The organism is Myxococcales bacterium, assembly GCA_016717005.1.
In the GTDB taxonomy this organism is placed as follows: Bacteria; Myxococcota_A; Polyangia; order Haliangiales; family Haliangiaceae; genus UBA2376.
The window spans coordinates 1,068,841-1,085,740 of the sequence record JADJUF010000037.1 but is presented as its reverse complement, the minus strand read 5'-3'; the positions used below and the strand labels follow the sequence as shown (position 1 = coordinate 1,085,740).

The following is a 16,900-nucleotide window of genomic DNA, read 5'->3' as shown; positions in this document are numbered from 1 at the left end:
TCAGATGAACCGCAAGACCCGCCTGTTCGCCCTGGCCGAGGCCCTGCGCGCCCGCCGCACCGGCGTCACCGCGGAGCAGCTGGCCGATCGGTTCGGCGTGACGGTCCGGACGATCTACCGCGACCTCGCGACCTTGCAGGACGCCGGGCTGCCGCTGCGGGCCGACCGCGGGCGCGGCGGCGGCTACGCGCTCGACAAGAGCTACCAGCTGCCGCCGATCAACCTGAGCGCGCGCGAGGCGGCGCTGCTGGTCGCGCTCGGGCGCATGGCCAGCGCCCAGCGGCTGCTGCCGTTCACCGAGCACCTCGAGGCCGCGCTCGACAAGATCCGCGGCGCGCTGTCGACCTCGGCCCAGCGCGAGCTCTTGACCGTGCTCGATCGGCTGCAGTTCGTCGGGGTGCCGGCGCTGCCGGTCGCGCCCGAGGTCCGGCGGGCGATCGAGACCGCGTGGATCGAGGATCGGGCGCTGCGCATCGAGTACCCCAAGAACCCGTACACGATCGTCCCGCGGCTGGTGCGCATCCGCAACCTGGTGTTCGACCGCGCGCTGACCTTGCTCAACTGCGTCGACCTCGAGCTGGGCGAGGATCGGCAGTTCCGCCTCGACCGGATCGTCAGCGCGACCCCGCTGGCGCCGGGTGCGCTACCGTCCGCGTGACGTGACGTACCAACCGGATCTCGCCGCCTACTTCGCCCGCCTCGACTACCGCGGCCCGCGCGCGCTCACCGTCGACACGCTGCACGCGCTCAGCCGCGCGCACGTCTCGACGATCCCGTTCGAGAACCTCGACGTGCTGCTCGGCGCCGGCGTCGATCTCGATCCGGCCGCGGTCGAGGCCAAGCTGATCGGCGCCGGCCGCGGCGGCTACTGCTTCGAGCAGAACTCGCTGTTCCTGCGCGTGCTGCAGGCGCTGGGGTTCGCGGCCCGGCCGCTGTCGGCGCGGGTCCGGGTCGGCCGCGCCCGCGAGTACACGCCGGCGCGGACCCACGTGTTCGTGCGGGTCGACCTGCCCGACGGGCCGTGGCTGTGCGACGTCGGCGTCGGCGCGTGGTCGCTGACGTCGGCGATCCGGCTAGCGCTCGACGACGAGCAGGCCACGCCGCACGAGCCCCGCCGGCTGATCGCCGACGGCGCGTGGGACGGCCTGGTCCGCCGCGGCCCCGACGCGCGGCTGTTCCACCAGGTGCGGCTCGGCGACGCCTGGACCGACGTGTGCGAGTTCACGCTCGAGGAGATGCCCGAGATCGATCGGATCGTCGGCAACTGGTACACGAGCGCGCACCCGCAGTCGCACTTCAAGGATCGACTGATCGTCGCGCGCGCGACGCCGACCGGGCGGCTGACGCTGGTCGATCGCACGCTGACCCGCCGCGCCCACGACGGCAAGAGCGTGGTCGAGACGATCGCGACCGCCGACGAGCTGCTGGCGGCGCTGGCCCGGGAGTTCGGCCTGACGTTCCCGGCCGGGACCCGGTTCCGGACCCCGGGCCTGGCCGAGCTGGCGTAGCCCGGCGACGACGACGCCGATCGTCAGCGCGCGCGCGTGTCCCAGCTCGATCGTGGCCTCAGGGCCTCAGGGCGCGGCCGAAGCGCGGGGACCGCGCCCAGCGCCGCGCCGGCGGTGGCGCGCACGAACGTGCCCCCGCTGACGCCGCCACGGCCTCCGGGCCCGGGGTTACGGCGCCAGCCAGCGCACGTAGGTCGTGGTCGAGCGGACCGCGCCCAGCACCGCGCCGTCGGTGGCGCGCACGAGCGTGACCTCGCCGACGCCGCCCTGGCCTCCGGGCTCGGCCTCAGGGCGCCAGCCAGCGCACGTAGGTCGTGGTCGAGCGGACCGCGCCCCGCACCGCGCCGTCGGTCGCGCGCACGAACGTGACCTCGCCGACGCCGCCGCGCGTGCGCAGCACCGCGAGCGCCGCGCCGTCGGGGCTCCACGCCGCCGCGGAGTCGGCCGCGCCGTCGGGGGTGATCGTGCGGACCGCGCGGGTCGCGACCGTGCCGATCACGACGGTGGCGCGGCCGGCGGCGGTGCGCACGAACGCCAGCTGGGTACCGTCGGGCGACCACCGCGGCGCGTCCTCGCTGGCGTCGGTGCCGGGCTCGCTCGACAGGCGCCGGGGATCGCCGCCGGCCGCGGGGATCGTGTAGACCCGCGCGGCGCCGTCGCGATCCGACAGGAACGCCAGGCGCGCGCCGTCGGGCGCCCAGGTCGGGCTCCAGTCGTCGCCGCTGGCCGACGTGAGGCGCCGCGCGGGGCCCCCGGCCAGCGGCTGCACGTACAGCTCGGCGTTGCCGTCGCGCGACGACGCGAACGCGACCTGCGCGCCGTCGGGCGCCAGCGCCGGCTCGAAGTTGCCGGCCGCGTCGTCGGTCAGGCGCCGGACCACGCCGCGCGGGCCCACCGCGTACAGGTCGCGGTAGCTGGCGTGGTTGCTCTCGATCACGACCACGTCGGGGCCCACCGTCGGGTTGCGGATCATCTGCGCGGTCGGGCCCAGGCGCGCGACCGCGACGCCGCGCACGACCGCGAGCTGCTCGACGTGATCGGCCTCGGTGTCGCCGACGGTCGCGATGCACAAGAGCCCGCCGTCGAGGCGCTGGCCGGTCGGGAACAGGTGCGCGGCGCCACCGCCGAGCACGATCCACGCGCCGGTGGCCGGATCGAGCTGCAGCGGCCGCTGCCAGCCGTCGCGATCCTCGCCGACCACGACCAGGCCGCGGACGAACCCGAGGTCGAGCGCGGCGCGCGCGTCGACCGTCGGCGCCATCGCTGCGTCGCGCACCGCCGCCGGCGCGGCCGTCGGCTTGGGTCGATCGCGACACGCGAGGGTCGCCACCACCGCGAGGCCTGCGAGCGCGCGACCGCCGTGCATGCCGACGGCGTACCACGACTCGCCGACCGCGTTGCACCGGCCCGGCGGGCAGTGTTACAGCGAGGCGTGTACCCGACGCCGCGCGACGCCGCCTCCGTGATCTTGCTGCGCCCGTCGGCGGCCAGCTTCGAGGTGTTCCTGCTGCGGCGCCGCAAGAACGCGACGTTCATGGGCGGCGCGTTCGTGTTCCCGGGCGGCGCGGCCGACGCCGACGACGGCGGCGACCTGCGGGTCACGGCCGCGCGCGAGCTGTTCGAGGAGGCCGGCGTGCTGCTCGCGACCACCGCGGTCGCCGCCGACGTGGTCGCCGCGCTGCGCACCCGGCTCCTGGCCGGCGCGCCGCTGGCCGCGCTCCTGGCCGACGCCGGGCTCGCGCTCGCGCCCGAGCGCATGACCTACTACGCCCACTGGATCACCCCGTCGGCCGAGCCGCGGCGGTTCTCCGCCCGCTTCTACGTCGCGGTCCTGCCCGAGGGCCAGGCGCCCAGCTTCGACAGCCAGGAGACCGTCGACGAGGCCTGGGTCACGCCGGCCGCGGCCCTCGCGCGCGCCCAGGAGCTGGCGCTGCCGCCGCCGCAGGTGCGCATCCTGGCCGACCTCGGCGCCGCCGCCACCGTCGACGACGCCCTCGCGCTGACCCGCGCCGCCGGCGCGCACCCGCACCCGATCATGCCGCGCATGGCCCCGATCGCCGGCGCCGGGTTCGCGCTGCTCCTGCCGTGGGACCCGGACTACCTGACCACCGGCACCGGTGACAGCGCGCCGATCCCGGGCGACCATCCGCTCGCGGTCGGCCCCAGCCGCTTCGTGCTCGAGGACCGCACGTGGAAGAACATCGCCGCGCCCAGCTCGACGACCGCGGCCTGACCGGCCGGCCGGTCATCCTCCAGGATCGCACGTGGAACAACTTCGCCGCGCCCAGCTCGACGACCGCGGCCTGATCGGCCGGCGGTCACTCCCCTCCAGGATCGCACGTGGAACAACTTCGCCGCGCCCAGCTCGACGACCGCGGCCTGACCGGTCGGCCAGTCATCCTCCAGGATCGCACGTGGAACAACTTCGCCGCGCCCTGCTCGACGACCGCGGCCTGATCGATCGGGGCCGCTTCCCACTCGAGGATCGCACGTGGAACAACTTCGCCGCTCCCAGCTCGACGACCGCGGCCTGATCGTCGGCGGCGCCGCGCTGCCGTGGTGGGGCGCGACCGTCCACTACTGGCGCACGCCGCGGGCGGCGTGGCCGCGCGCGCTGGCGGCGCTGCGCGGGCTCGGGTTGACGCTGGTCGAGGTGCCGGTGCCCTGGGCGGTGCACGAGCGCGCCGACCGCAGCTTCGACTTCACTGGCGACCGAGATCTCGCGGCGTTCATCGACGCGGCCGGCGCCGCCGACCTGGCGGTCGTGCTGCAGCTCGGCCCGCTGGCGGTGCTGACCGAGACCCACGCGGCGCTGCCCGATCGGGTCGTCCGCGACGAGGCCCTGTGGGCCCGCGGCGCCCACGGCGGGCCGGCCTGGCTGCCGCTGGTGCCGCGCGCGTTCCCGCTGCCGTCGCTGGCGTCGACGGCGTTCGACGACGAGCTGGCCCGGTTCCACCGCGCCGTGGCCGAGGTCGTGACCGCGCGGCGCGCGCCCGACGGCCCGGTGGTGGCGCTCGCGCTCGACGCCGGCCTGGCGCGGCGGGTCCGCGGCGGCGCCTACGACGTCGACTATCACCCCGACGCGCTCACCGCCTGGCGCGCCCACCGCGACGTCGAGCCGCCGCGGCGGTGGCACGCCGACGACGCGGCCACCTGCGCCGCGTGGGTGCGCTGGAACGACGGCGCCGCCGCCCGAGCGATCGCGCGCTGGTCGGCGACCCTCGACGACGCCGGGCTCGACGGCCTGGCCCGGGTCGGCGGCGCCGCGCCCGGCGATCCGCGCGACGACGACGACCCGCTGCCGTGGCCGCGCGTGGTCGATCTGGCCAGCGGGACCACGCCCGCGGTCGCGCTCGCCGCGCGCGTGCAAGCGTCGGCGGCGCCGCACCTGGTGCGGCTGCCGGCCGGGCACTCGCCGCTGTTCGCGCCCACCACCGTCGACGACCGCGCGGCGCTGGCGCTGGCGGCGCTGGCGGCCGGCGCCCGCGGGGCCACCTGGACGATGGGCGTCGCGTGCGATCGCTGGATCGGCGGCCTGGTCACCACCGACGGCGCGGTCACCGCCGAGGGCCGGCGGGTCGGCGGGCTGCTCGCCGCGCTCGCGCGCACCGATCTGACCGGGCTGCGGCGCGGCCTCGACGTCGCGCTGGTGCTGCCGCGCGCCGACGCGCGGTTCGCGCGGGCCTCGGCGCTGCTCGATCCGGTCCCGCCCGCGGCGCTCGAGCTGCTGGCGCTGGGCCCGGCCGGCGCCGCCGAGCTGGCCGCCGACGCCGACGCCGCCCCGGCCCGCCGCTGGGCCGACGCGCTGGTGGCGGCGCTGGGGCTGGCGCAGGTCGCGTTCGCCGTGGTCGACGAGCGCGCCGATCTGGCCGCGATCCCCGCGCGGGCGTTCGTGACCCCGACCCTGCGGCGGATCGATCGCGGGCTGTGGCGCCAGCTCCAGCGGGTCGCGGCCGAGCGGCGCGTGGTCGTGCTCGGCCCGACGCCGCCGACGCTGGACGAGCTCGGCGAGCCGCTCGGCGACGACGCGGCGCTGCCGCGCCGGGCCGGCCTGGTGCGGGCAGGCTCACTCGACGATCTCGCCGGGCTCGCCGAGGATCTGGCGGCGCTGGCGCCGCGCGACGAGTGGATCGCGACCCGCCCGGCCGGCGTCACCACCGCGACCTTCGCCACCCACGACGGCCGCGTGCGCGCGCTGTTCGTGTGCAGCCGCGGCCCGCGCGCGGTGCGGGCGGTGATCGCGGTGCCACCCGACGCCCAGCTCGCCGACGCGCTCACCAGCGCCGCGCTCGACGTCCACCGCGGCGCGGTCACCGTCGAGGTGCCCGCGCACGGCACCCGCTGGCTCAGCGTCAGCTAGCCGGTCAGCGCGCCGATCGCGGCACCGTCACCGTCGAGGTGCCCGCCCACGGCACCTGCTGGCTCAGCGTCAGCGAGCGCGCGCCACGGCACCCGCTGGCTCAACATCAGCGCGCTGGCGCCACGGCACCCGCTGGCTCAACGTCAGCGCGCTGGCGCCACCCGGGTCGCGCCGCGGCGTCAGCGCGCCGCTGGCTTGACCGGCAGCTTGCACGCGTGGCCCATCACCACCGGCCCGTCGACGGTGCCGGTCGCGGTCGGCGCCCAGCCGGCCGCGACCCGCGCGTCCAGCAGCTCGTCAGCGCTCGGGCGGTGGTCCCACACGGAGACCGCGTCGACGCGGCCCAGTCACGTGCAGTCGAGCACGAGCGCCGGGCCGCCATCACCGTCGCCGTCGGACGCGAACACCACGTCGTGGGTGAACTCGTCCTGCACGACCACGTCGACGACCGACCACGGCGGCGCCAGCCGCAGGCCCACGACGATCGCGTCGGCGAGGGTCGGGCACGCGCGCACCCCGGCCAGCGCCGCGGCGGTGTCGATCGTCACGACGGCCGCCGATCAGAAGAAGTAATAGTGGACGCCGGCCGAGCCCACCGGTTGCGCGGTGACCGCCACGCCCTCGGCGTCGGCCAGGCCCAGGGTCAGGCCGCCGGTGAAGCTGAGCGCCACGTTCGACGCCACGAAGGCCCGGATCTGCAGTCCCGGCTCCAGGAACATGACCGTGGCGTTGTTGTCGACGCCCGGCGTCTGGTCACCGAAGAACCCGAGCCCGACGCTGCCACCGACGCCAAAGTCGGCCATCGCCGACGAGTGCACGTGGTAGTAGAAGCGCGCGCCGATCGCGACGTTGGTGTCGTCCTCGCCGCCCGCGTCGGAGAAACCGAGGAAGCCCCCGACGTGGAACTCGCCCATGTCGTAGTTGGCCGAGAGGCCGCCGAGGTTGCCGTTGATCTGCGCCTCACCGCCCACGCCGATCGAGCCCTTGGAGCCGCCGGCCGAGGCCGCACCCACCCCGAGGACGAGGACCGCGAGACCCGAAGCCACTGCGAGTTTGTTCGTCATGCGCGCAGCGTGGCGCGGGTCGGTCCGACTTTCAAGTAATCGGCCGACCGGTTAGCCTGCGCGCATGCTCGCGCGTACCCTGGCGCTCACCGACGTCGATCCGCGCCACTGGCGCGCCTGGATCGATCTGCTGGTGCCGCCGCCGCTGCGCGATCGACCGCGCTACGCGCTGGCCGTGCTCGACGGCGATCGGGTCGTGCGGCTGGTCGTCGCCGGCGCCGACGCCACCGGCACCGCCGATCCCGCCGCGCTGACCATGCCGCCCACCGCCGCCAACCTGCGCGCCGCCGCGCGCGCGCTCGGGGTCGGGGCCGTCGTCGCGCTCGACGTCGCGGTCGTGCGCGAGCTGGCGGCCGAGGTCGAGCGGACGCTGACCGTCGACGACGATCTGGCCGCCGCCGGGCTGGCGGTGCTGCGCGCGCTCAAGCACCGCAGCGGCAAGGGCGTCTGGACCGAGCCGCCGCTGCTCGATCTGCTGCCGGCGCCGCAGTACGAGCCGCTGCAGCGCACGTTCGATCTGCTGATCCCCGACGACAGCGCGCTGGCCGCCTACGTCATCGCCGACGATCGCCGGGCGGTGCTGGCGTCGGTCATCGCGGTCAAGCGCAAGGGCGACATCGCGCTGGTCACGACCCACGCCGCGATCGCCGACCTCGTGCCCGAGGCCGCGCTCGCCCGCGACTGGGCCGGCGCCCACAAGCGCGTGACCCGCGCGATCGGCGAGCGCCTGGCGCGGCCGGCGCTGGCGGTGTTCCTCGAGCGCGCCACGATCGACAAGCTGATCGTCGGCCCGCCCGACACCCTCGGGCGCGAGGTCAACGCCAAGCGCATCATCCTCGACCCGGCGCCGGCCTGGCTGCTCGGCCTGCTCGGCAGCGCCACCGTCGCGGCCATGGCCCAGCGCGGCGCCAGCGCCCTCGCCGCGCTCTTGCCCCAGGCCACCCGCGACCGCGCCAGCGAGCTGGCCGGGCGCGCGCGCACCGCGATGCGCGAGTCCGGCGCGCACCCGTTCGCGCTGCTCGGCTTCGATCCGATCGCGCTCCTGCTCGCGGTGCGCGAGTACTACCGCCCGCGCGCGTAGCCCGCGCTACGCCGCCAGCTCGGCGCCCGCGCCCTCGCTGCGGTGGCGATCGCCGCAGCGGCCGCAGGTCGACACGCCGCCACCGTCGATGTCCTCGGCGAGCACCCATCACAGCGCAGGTCCTCGTCCCAGCGCGCGGCCGAGCCCGCGCCGCAGCGCTTCGCGCGAGCACGCGCGACCAGGGGCCGGCCTGCGCGGCGAGGCGACGCGAGCCGTGGGCTACGCCGCCCGCTCGCGTAGCCCGCGCTACGCCGCCAGCTCGACGCCCGCGCCCTTGCTGCGGTAGCGATCGCCGCAGCGGCCGCAGGTCGAGACGCCGCCGCCGTCGAAGCCGGGCAGACGCTCGCCGCAGCGGCAGGCCCAGCCGATCCAGCGCGCCGGCACGCCGACCACCAGCGCGTGCGGCGCCACGTCGGCCGCCACCGCCGCGCCGGCGCCGATGAACGCGTAGGCGCCGATCGTCACGCCGCACACGACCGTCGCGTTGGCGCCGACCGTCGCGCCGCGCCCGACCAGGGTCGGCGCGAACTCTTCCTTGCGCGAGACGTGCGCGCGCGGGTGCTTGACGTTGGTGAACACGCACGACGGGCCCAGCAGGACCTCGTCCTCCAGCGTGACCCCGTCGAACACCGACACGTGGTTCTGGATGCGGCAGCGATCGCCGATCGTCACGTTGCCGACGTAGCAGGCGTGCCCGACGACGCAGTCGGCGCCGATCCGCGCGCCCGGCATGACGTGGGCGAAGTGCCAGATCCTGGTGCCGGGGCCGACCTCGGCGCCGCGCTCGACCACGGCGGTCGGATGGATCAGCGGCGCCTCGGTGATGACGACCTCGTCGGACATGCGCGCCAGCTTGCCCCGAGGCCGGCGCAGCCGTCCACCCACGAGCGGCGGTTCCATGATCGGTCCGACCGTGTATGCTCTCCGCATGCGTCTCGTCGGCCTCTGGTGTGTGCTCCTGCTCGCGATGGTCGCCTCGGCGGCCGCCGGGCCGCTCGACAAGCCCGCGTTCACGGCGACGGCCGCGGAGCTCCTGGCCGAGGCCAAGGGCGCCACCGCCGGTGATCACGACGCCATCGTCTTGCGCGAAGACAGCACGCTGACCTTCGACGCGCGCGGCCGCGTCGAGGCGCGGCATCGCCTCGTCTTCGCGATCCTCGCGCCGAGCGCCATCGACAACTGGGGCACCCTGGGCCTCGACTGGAGCCCGTTCTACCAGGACCGGCCGCAGGTGCGCGGCCGCGTGGTGTCGCCCGACGGCAGCGTCGCCGAGTTCGATCAGTCGCTGATCCACGACGCGCCGACGGTCAGCGAGTCGCCGACGGTGTTCTCCGACCGCCGCGACCTGAGCGCGCCGCTGCCGCGGCTGGTGGTCGGGGCCGTGGTCGAGGAGGAGTTCGTGTTCACCGACCGCGAGCCGCTCCTGGCCGCGGGCACGCTCCACTGGCTGCCGGTGCGGCGGGGGGTCCCGATCCGCCGCAAGGTGCTGACGGTGTCGGCGCCGACCGCGCTCAAGGCGCGGGTCGCGACCCGCGGCCCGGCGCTGGCCGTCAAGCCGCGCACCCGCGTCGCCGGCGATCGCACGATCGTGACCTACGACCTGGCCAACCTGGCGACCTCGGTCGACAGCGCACCCGGGGTGCCATCGAACTATCTGGCCAACCCGTTCGCGGTCGTCGCGACCGGCGCGAGCTGGGCGGCGATCGCCGCCGACTACCGGGCGCAGGTCGAGCAGCGCCTGGCCGCGGGCGTGCCGCTGCCGGCCGACCTCAAGGCCGCGACCCCGCGCGCCACCGTCGACCGGATCGTGGCCTGGGTGCACGCGCAGGTCCGCTACACCGGCATCGAGCTGTCGGACTCCGCGATCATCCCCGTCACGCCGGCCGAGACGCTGGCGCGCGGGTTCGGCGACTGCAAGGACAAGGCGACGCTGCTCGTCGCGCTCTTGCGCGCGGCCGGCGTCACCGCCGACGTCGCGCTCTTGTCGACCGGCCCCGGCTGGGACATCGACCCGGCGCTGCCGGGCATGGGCGGCTTCGACCACGCGATCGTGCGCGCGGTCGTCGACGGCAAGGACCTGTGGATCGACGCCACCGAAGATCTGCTGCCCGCCGGCCAGCTGCCGGTGCGCGACCAGGGCCGCCGCGCGTTGATCATCGCCAAGGCGACGCGCGCGCTGACGCTCACGCCGGTCGCCGCGCCGGCCGACAACCTGATCCGCGAGGTGCGGACGTTCCACCTCGCCGAGCAGCGGTCGGGCACCGTCACCGAGCTGTCGGAGCAGCGCGGCATCTGGAGCGACGACCTGCGGGCCTGGATCCGCAACTCGGCGAAGGGCGACGTCCACGACAGCCTCGCCCACTACGTCGAGAAGGAGTACCGGGCCAAGCTCGTCACCTACGTGCACAGCGACCCCCACGACCTGGCCACGCCGTTCACGCTCACGCTCGATGCCGACCAGGTCGGCCGCGTCGCGGACAACTCCGACGGCCTGACCGCGTGGCTGTTCCCGACCGACACCCTCGAGCGCCTGCCGCCGGAGATCGTCGACGCCGACGACGCGCCCGCGCGCGCGGCCAAGGACCGCACGGTCGACTACGTCTGGGCGCGCCCGCACGTCTACGAGATCGTCAACCGGATCGAGCTGCCGCCCGGCTACTCGGCGCCCGACCTGCCGGCGCACGAGGCGCGCGCGCTCGGCGCGATGACGCTGACGATCAGGCGCGCGCGCGACGCCGGCGCGATGACCATCACCTATCGGCTCGACTCCGGGCCGCGCCGGATCACCGCCGCACAGCTGCGTGCGACCCGCGCGGCGGTCGCCCAGCTCGAAGGCGAGGGCAGCCACAAGGTGGTGATCGCGCTCGACGCCGCGACGCTCGCGAGCCAGGGCAAGGTGGCCGAGGCCGTCGCCGAGCACCGACGGCTGATCGCGCTGCACCCGAAGGAGGGGCTGCACCACGCGCAGCTGGCGTTCACGCTGGTCACCACCGGGATGGGCGACGCGGCCCGACGCGAGGCGCGCCTGGCCACGACCATCGACCCGACCGACGCGCGCGGGTGGGTCGCGCTCGGATTCGCGCTGCAGTGCGATCGGCTCGGGCGCGTGGACCGGCCCGGCAACGATCGCGCCGGGGCGATCGCGGCGTACCGCAAGGCGCTGGCGCTGGAACCGACTCACGTCGGCGCCAAGCGCACCCTCGCCAAGGTCCTGGCGTCGGACGCCGGGGGCCACATCAGCACCGACGTCGCCGACCTGCGCGCCGCGGCCGGGCTTCGGCTCGAGCTGCGCGCCGCCGACGTCGACGTCGACGTCGACGACCTGATCGCGACGCTGGCGCAGGCCGGCGACCTCGCGCGGCTCGACGAGCTGGCCCGGTCGCTGCCGAGCTCGGACCAGCGCCGCGGCGCCGAGATCCTCCTCGCCACGCTGCGCCAGGGCGTCGCCGCCGGCGTCCGGATCGCGGATGGCGCCGCCGCCGGGCGCGATCGCGCCGAGCTCCTCCGCCGCGCCAGCTCCCGCCTGGTCTTGCTGCGCCGCTACGCTGACGGGCGCGCGCTGCGCGAGGCCGCGAACGGCGCCCTGCCGGCGGCCGAGCGCGCCTACTTCGATCGCCTGCGCGCGGTCGATCTCGATCGCCTGCCGCCGGGCGACCCGACCACGCCGGTCAAGCTGGCGATCGAGCGGATGGTCGCGGGACCGCGGCCCCGGCCCCCCTGGAGCCCCGAGGTCGATGACGAGCTGGCCAGCGGCGCGGCCGGGGTAGGCAGCGTGATCTCCAGTGCGGTGACCGGCACGACCCGCGCCGTGTTGATCGACGTGACCCTGGCCGCGGGCGAGTTCACCACCGACGGCAGCGACCGCCTGGGCTGGCGGGTCCGCATCGACATGGCCGGCCAGCCGCTGACCTTCTACGTCGCCCGCGACCGCCACCGCGCGATCTTGATCGGCGGAGAGACCCTGCCGCGCAGCACGGGCCGCGCGCTGATCGACGCGGTCAAGCGCAAGGACCTCAGCGGGGCGCGGCGCTGGGCCGTGCGGATGGCCGATGATCTCGTGCCCACCAGCGCGCGGGGCGCACCGCTCGGCGAGTTCTTGCGACGTCACAAGACCGGGTTCGGCGACGCACCAGCGCCGGTGCTGGAGCTGCTGGGTGCGCTGGCGCTGGGCGACCGGGCGCCGGCCAGCACCGCGGCGGTGGTGCGGACCTGCGCCGGCCTGACCGGGGACGACGATCTCGACGCCTGCCGGCTGCTGACGATCTCGATGGCCGCGCGCGCCGGCGACCTGCCGACCGCGATCGCGGCGCAGCGCGCGCGCGTCGACGCCAAGCCGACCGACGCCGCACTGGTCGCGCAGCTCGTCGAGCTGCTGGCCGACGCGCGGCGCGGCGCGGCCGCGGTGGCGGCGGTGGCGCCGCTGCTCGCGGTCAAACCAGACGATCCGAACTTGCTGGCCGCGCGCGCGTACGCGGGCCTCGCGGTCAACTGGGGCGACGCGCGGCCCTGGTTCGAGCGCTTGACCGCGCCCGTCGACGCCGGTGGTAGTGACCTCAACAACGCGGCGTGGGTGCACACGTTCTTCGATCCGACGCCGCAGGCCGCGCGCGCGCTGATGGAGCGCCTGTTCGCGCGCGGCGGTGACAAGCCGCGGCACTGGGTCAACACCTACGCCGTCGTGCTCGCCGACGCGGGCGAGCCATCCGCCGCCTGGCGCCAGCTCGACGGGGTGCTCGACGATGACATCACCCCGTCGGACTGGTACGTCGTCGGTCGGATCGCCGAGGCTTACGGGCTCCGGGATGACGCCATCGGCGTGTACCGCAGCATCGCCCGGCCGACCCAGCGCTCGGCGTTTCCGTCGGCCTGGGACTTCGCGCAGAAGCGCCTCAAGGCGCTGGGCGTGACGACGGCCACCCCGTGACCACCGAGCCGCTGGCGCCGCTGCGGATCGTCACCTCGGTGCTGATGATCGCCGCTGGCATGTTCGCCGCGCTGATCGCCCACGCGACCTACGGCCGCGGCGACGGGCTCACCGCGACCAGGTGGATCGCCCTGGTCGTCTACGCCGCCGCCGCGCTCGGGCTGCTGGGGACGGCGGTGCCGGTGGCCGGCGGCCGCGCCTGGGCGACGCGGGTCGGCGCCGCGGCCGCGACCGCGCCGGTCGTGGTCTGGGGCTACCTGGTCGTGACCTCGACCTCGGCGCCCGCCGGCGTGATCGTGCTGATGGCCGGCTACCTCGGCGTCGCCGGCCTGGCGCTCGCCTGCCGCGGCCGCTGAACCCCGGCGCCGGCGTGGCACCGCGCCCGCTGCTCGGGTAGCGTGCCCCCGTGCCCAAGCGTCCGCCGCGCGTGACCGCCGAGCTGCCGGTGCCCGCCGACCTGCGCGGCAAGCGACCGACGCGGGCGCTGGCCCACGCCGCCGGCGAGCTGTGGCGCGCCGACGCGCTCGAGCTCCTGGCGCGGATCCCCGACGGCACCGCCGATCTGGTCGTGACCGATCCGCCCTACGCGATCGGCAAGGCCGCGTGGGACGTGTTCCCGTCGGAGGCCGCGTACGTCGACTGGTGCGACGTGTGGCTGGCCGAGGTCCGGCGCGCGCTGTCGCCCCGGGGCTCGGCCTACGTCTGCGGCTTCTCCGAGATCCTGGCCGAGGTCAAGGCGCGCTCGGCCCGACGCTTCGCCGACTGCCGCTGGCTGGTCTGGAGCTACCGCAACAAGGCCAACCTCGGCCGCGACTGGGGCCGCTCGCACGAGTCGATCTTGCACCTGCGCTGCAGCCGCGGCGGCGGCATCGACGTCGACGCGGTGCGCATCCCGTACAACGCGCACACGACCAAGTACCCCGAGCGGATCCAGGCGGTGTCGTCGCAGTACGGCCGCGGCGTGCGCCGCGACAAGTGGGAGCCCAACCCGCTCGGCGCCAAGCCCCGCGACGTGTTCGATCTGCCCGTGCTGTGCAACGGCATGGGCGAGAAGACCGCGCACGCCACCCAGAAGCCCGAGGCGCTGATCGAGAAGTTCATCCTCGCGTCGTCGGCGCCCGGCGACCTCGTCGTCGATCCCTTCGTCGGCAGCGGCACCACCGCCGTCGTCGCCGCGCGCCTCGGCCGCCGCTTCCTGTGCGGCGACGCCGACCCCGGCTACGTCGGCCTCGCCCGCCGGCGCCTCGGCGAGCCCACGCCGCCACCCGCCGCCAAGGCCACGCCGCGCAAGCCCCGCAAGCCGCCCGCCACCGCCGCGCCCGTCGCGCCCGTCGCGCCCGTCCCGCACGTCTCACCCGTCCCGCACGCCGCACCCGCCGCACCCGCCGCCTCGCCGCGCACGCCGCGCGCGCCCCGTACACCGCGCGCGGCGGGGACACCGGCCTCGTCGCAGATCGACCTGCCGCTCCAATCGCGCAAGCGTTAGCGCGCTGGCGCTCACTGACACGCCGGGACCCGCCGGCGGAACGAGCCCCGACACTCGCCGCGGGTCCACCACGCGTTGCCAGAGTGCGCGATGTAGCGACAGTCGCGGCGGCCGTTGTCGCCGCCCTGCTCCCAGAACATCTGGCACGCGTCACGGATCGTCGAGTTGCCCGCGGTCGCGTCGGGGTTCGCGCGGCACGCGTCGTTGGCCCAGCCCACCACCCAGCAGTCGCCGTCGCCGCTGACCCGCGCGAACCCGGCCTCGAGCCGGTCGCCGTTGCAGTTGGCCGGCCCCAGGATGCGGTTGATGCTGGTGCCGACCGCGCCGCCCTCGACGGTGACGGTGATGTCGGTGACGGTCTCGTCGCGCGTGGTGTTGACGTCGACCCGCCCGTCGCAGTCGTTGTCGCGGCCGTCGCCGCACACCTCGTTCGCGGGCAGCGCTGGTACGCAGGCGCGGACCGAGCCGTTGCACACGACGTGGCCCGCGGCGCAGTCGCCCCGGGCCGGCGCCGCGCACGACTCGGCCGGGATGTCATCGGCGATGCCGTTGCAGTCGTCGTCGCGGCCATTGCACACCTCGGCCGATGGCACGCACGGCACTGGACAGCCGAGGTCCTCACACGCCGACCAGCCCGATGCGCGGCTGTACGTCCGGATCCCGCCGGTGCAGCGAGGATCGCGCGGCGTGCACTTCTCGGCCTGGCCCTCGGCGGGACAGCTGCTGGTCGGCGTACAGGCCGCCCCGGGCGTCGGGATCCACTGCGCCTTCGACACGTCGAAGATGGTCGCCACCGAGCCCTGACTGCAGACGGGGTTGGTCGGATACGCGGTCGTGCATGGCGCCTGGCTCGGGCCACACTCGGCTTGCCAGCCGGTCTGGCCGGCCACGATCTCGGCGCAGAACTGCACCTTGGAGGTGCCGCTGCCGCACCAGCGGATGTCGCCCTCGTAGCACGGGCAGGTCGGGCCCGCCGCGACCGCGAACTTGCACTCGCCGCTGACGCACCCCTGCGAGACCGTGCACGCCGACTGGCCGGCGATCGTGTCGCACGCCAGGTCATCCGTGCACGTGGTCGCGACCGCCATCGGCGCGGGTCCGGACGCCGGCATCAGGACGAACCGGCCGGACTCTGGCGGCGGCCGCTTGGGGCACGATGCGGCGACGGTCAGCCACAGCAGCACGGCGATCGGGATGGTTCGCTTCATGGTCATCTCAGGGCATCGGGTTACGGGCGCAGCGAAAGCCGACCACCGACCGCGGCGTCGCGGGCACGGCCGACGAGCGGTACGAGGTGATCACCTGCGTGGTGTTGCTCGAGTAGCCGCCGCCGCGGATCACGCGATTCGCGGCGGCGCTCTGGTTGGCGCAGTCGGTGCACTGCGTGGACGGGTACGGGCTGGCGTGGAAGTCGATGACCCACTCCCAGACGTTGCCAGCCAGATCGCGCTGGCCCCACCGCGCCAGATCGAGGGTGTGCAGGCCCGGCCGGGTCGGCGCGGCGACCTGGTAGGTCGCGTGGCCGCTGGTGATGGTGGTCGATGACGCCGGGACCGACCACGGGTACACGCGCTGCTGGTTGCCGCCGGCGGCGGCGTAGTTCCACTCGGCCTCGCTCGGCAGCCGGCCGCCGTCCCAGATACAGAACGCCTGCGCCACGTACCAGGACACGCACCGCACCGGATCGGTCACGGGCTGCGTGGTCAGGCCGTCGCAGGTCAGCTCGGCGATCAGCGCGGCCTGGGTCGCGGGCAGGCTGGCGGACCACGCCGGCGCCCAGCCGACGTCGCTCGGGTTGTGGGGGTTGCGGCCGCTGCCGTCGGCCGGGCGCGCCGCCGGGTACGCGTCGACGAACTTCTGGAAGCGCGCCATCGTCACCTCGAACACATCGAGGTGGTGATCGCTGACGGACGCCGCGTAGCTGGGATCGGTGAACCCCGGCGTCACCCCGTCGTAGCTGCGCGCGTAGGCGCCGCCCGGGACCGGCGGCGAGGCGCAGCAGGTCTCGTTGCCGCCGGGACCGCAGGTGGCGACGCCGCCGCTGCAGCTCGGCGGCGTCGCGCACGCGCCCAGGTCACACACGTTGGGGCACGACGACGTCATCGCCCACGCGCCGCCCTGGCAGGTCTCGACGTCGTTGCCAGCGCACCGCGTCGCCCCGGCCGTGCACAGCGGCGCGTCGACCGGCACGTCGGGCGGCATGCTGTCCGGGGGGCGCGGCGCGTCGACCTCGCGCGCGTCCGGATCGCCCGCGTCGACCTCGGCCGCGTCGACCTCGCGCGCATCGACCACCGCCGCGTCGTCGAGCGGCGGCAGCGCGTCGAAGCAGGCCGCGAGCAGCGCCGCGCTGACGACCGCCGCGCCCAGCCGCGCCCACCGCCCGCCGCGCGACCGCGCGACCAGCGCCCGCGCGCGCGTCACGGCGCACCGCCGATCGCCAGCCCGACGTAGCCGCGCGTCACAGCGCACCGCCGATC

15 protein-coding genes are annotated in these 16,900 nt (G+C 75.6%); 8 read left to right on the top strand and 7 right to left on the bottom strand.

Translation table 11 applies throughout. From position 1 onward, the window contains the following. The first annotated feature begins 4 nt into the window (after nt 1–4). Entirely contained in the window at nt 5–658 is a 654-nt protein-coding gene (locus IPL61_28345) for an HTH domain-containing protein (GenBank protein ID MBK9035130.1), read from the top strand. Nucleotide 659: 1 nt separating this feature from the next. Beyond that, nucleotides 660–1,508 (top strand): arylamine N-acetyltransferase, encoded by an 849-nt coding sequence (locus IPL61_28340; protein ID MBK9035129.1) that lies wholly within the window; start codon nt 660–662, stop codon nt 1,506–1,508. 286 nt (nt 1,509–1,794) lie between these two features. Here IPL61_28340 and IPL61_28335 read toward each other — a convergent pair whose 3' ends face one another. Beyond that, nucleotides 1,795–2,874: a PD40 domain-containing protein gene (locus IPL61_28335; GenBank protein ID MBK9035128.1), complete on the bottom strand. Its 1,080-nt coding sequence runs from the start codon at nt 2,872–2,874 to the stop codon at nt 1,795–1,797. Between the two features lie 96 nt (nt 2,875–2,970). On the opposite strand from IPL61_28335, the gene IPL61_28330 reads away from it, so the two are divergent. Together IPL61_28330 and IPL61_28325 are read left to right on the top strand one after the other, a co-directional pair. Further along, nucleotides 2,971–3,741 carry an NUDIX domain-containing protein gene (locus tag IPL61_28330; GenBank protein ID MBK9035127.1) on the top strand — a complete coding sequence of 257 codons (771 nt, stop codon included), beginning with the start codon at nt 2,971–2,973 and terminating at the stop codon, nt 3,739–3,741. 258 nt (nt 3,742–3,999) lie between these two features. After that, nucleotides 4,000–5,868 carry a beta-galactosidase gene (locus tag IPL61_28325; protein MBK9035126.1) on the top strand — a complete coding sequence of 623 codons (1,869 nt, stop codon included), beginning with the start codon at nt 4,000–4,002 and terminating at the stop codon, nt 5,866–5,868. A 179-nt stretch (nt 5,869–6,047) separates the two neighbouring features. On the opposite strand, the gene IPL61_28320 is transcribed toward IPL61_28325, so the two are convergent. From IPL61_28320 to IPL61_28310, 3 genes are read right to left on the bottom strand one after another with little or no spacing between them, the layout of a single operon-like run. Further along, entirely contained in the window at nt 6,048–6,191 is a 144-nt protein-coding gene (locus IPL61_28320) for a hypothetical protein (GenBank protein MBK9035125.1), read from the bottom strand. Between the two features lie 24 nt (nt 6,192–6,215). After that, on the bottom strand, nt 6,216–6,416 hold the full coding sequence (locus IPL61_28315) for a hypothetical protein (GenBank protein MBK9035124.1): 201 nt from the start codon (nt 6,414–6,416) through the stop codon (nt 6,216–6,218). A gap of 12 nt (nt 6,417–6,428) precedes the next feature. Beyond that, nucleotides 6,429–6,914 (bottom strand): hypothetical protein, encoded by a 486-nt coding sequence (locus IPL61_28310; GenBank protein ID MBK9035123.1) that lies wholly within the window; start codon nt 6,912–6,914, stop codon nt 6,429–6,431. Between the two features lie 82 nt (nt 6,915–6,996). Between IPL61_28310 and IPL61_28305 the strand changes: the two genes are divergently transcribed. Beyond that, nucleotides 6,997–8,013, top strand: a complete 1,017-nt coding sequence (locus IPL61_28305) for a hypothetical protein (protein MBK9035122.1) — start codon at nt 6,997–6,999, stop codon at nt 8,011–8,013. Nucleotides 8,014–8,259: 246 nt separating this feature from the next. Here the strand turns inward: IPL61_28305 and IPL61_28300 are convergent, their stop codons facing one another. Then, a complete protein-coding gene (locus IPL61_28300; GenBank protein ID MBK9035121.1) occupies nt 8,260–8,856 on the bottom strand; it encodes an N-acetyltransferase in 597 nt (198 codons plus the stop codon). Nucleotides 8,857–8,941: 85 nt separating this feature from the next. Here IPL61_28300 and IPL61_28295 point away from each other — a divergent pair, with 85 nt between their 5' ends. Genes IPL61_28295 through IPL61_28285 form a run of 3 tightly spaced genes read left to right on the top strand, consistent with a single transcriptional unit; the run spans nt 8,942 to nt 14,423 of the window. Then, nucleotides 8,942–12,937 (top strand): DUF3857 domain-containing protein, encoded by a 3,996-nt coding sequence (locus IPL61_28295; GenBank protein MBK9035120.1) that lies wholly within the window; start codon nt 8,942–8,944, stop codon nt 12,935–12,937. After that, nucleotides 12,934–13,293 (top strand): hypothetical protein, encoded by a 360-nt coding sequence (locus IPL61_28290; GenBank protein ID MBK9035119.1) that lies wholly within the window; start codon nt 12,934–12,936, stop codon nt 13,291–13,293. Before IPL61_28295 ends, IPL61_28290 begins: the two co-directional genes overlap by 4 nt. A gap of 50 nt (nt 13,294–13,343) precedes the next feature. Continuing rightward, nucleotides 13,344–14,423, top strand: a complete 1,080-nt coding sequence (locus tag IPL61_28285; GenBank protein MBK9035118.1) for a site-specific DNA-methyltransferase — start codon at nt 13,344–13,346, stop codon at nt 14,421–14,423. An 11-nt stretch (nt 14,424–14,434) separates the two neighbouring features. On the opposite strand, the gene IPL61_28280 is transcribed toward IPL61_28285, so the two are convergent. Together IPL61_28280 and IPL61_28275 are read right to left on the bottom strand one after the other, a co-directional pair. Next, nucleotides 14,435–15,631: a hypothetical protein gene (locus IPL61_28280; protein ID MBK9035117.1), complete on the bottom strand. Its 1,197-nt coding sequence runs from the start codon at nt 15,629–15,631 to the stop codon at nt 14,435–14,437. Between the two features lie 7 nt (nt 15,632–15,638). Continuing rightward, nucleotides 15,639–16,844, bottom strand: a complete 1,206-nt coding sequence (locus IPL61_28275) for an SUMF1/EgtB/PvdO family nonheme iron enzyme (protein MBK9035116.1) — start codon at nt 16,842–16,844, stop codon at nt 15,639–15,641. Nucleotides 16,845–16,900 lie beyond the last annotated feature (56 nt).

Coding starts and splice junctions, on each gene's coding strand:
- IPL61_28345 (MBK9035130.1), top strand. CDS start 5: ATGAACCGCAAGACCCGCCTGTTCGCCCTGGCCGAGGCCCTGCGCGCC.
- IPL61_28335 (MBK9035128.1), bottom strand. CDS start 2,874: ATGCACGGCGGTCGCGCGCTCGCAGGCCTCGCGGTGGTGGCGACCCTC.
- IPL61_28305 (MBK9035122.1), top strand. CDS start 6,997: ATGCTCGCGCGTACCCTGGCGCTCACCGACGTCGATCCGCGCCACTGG.
- IPL61_28300 (MBK9035121.1), bottom strand. CDS start 8,856: ATGTCCGACGAGGTCGTCATCACCGAGGCGCCGCTGATCCATCCGACC.
- IPL61_28295 (MBK9035120.1), top strand. CDS start 8,942: ATGCGTCTCGTCGGCCTCTGGTGTGTGCTCCTGCTCGCGATGGTCGCC.
- IPL61_28280 (MBK9035117.1), bottom strand. CDS start 15,631: ATGAAGCGAACCATCCCGATCGCCGTGCTGCTGTGGCTGACCGTCGCC.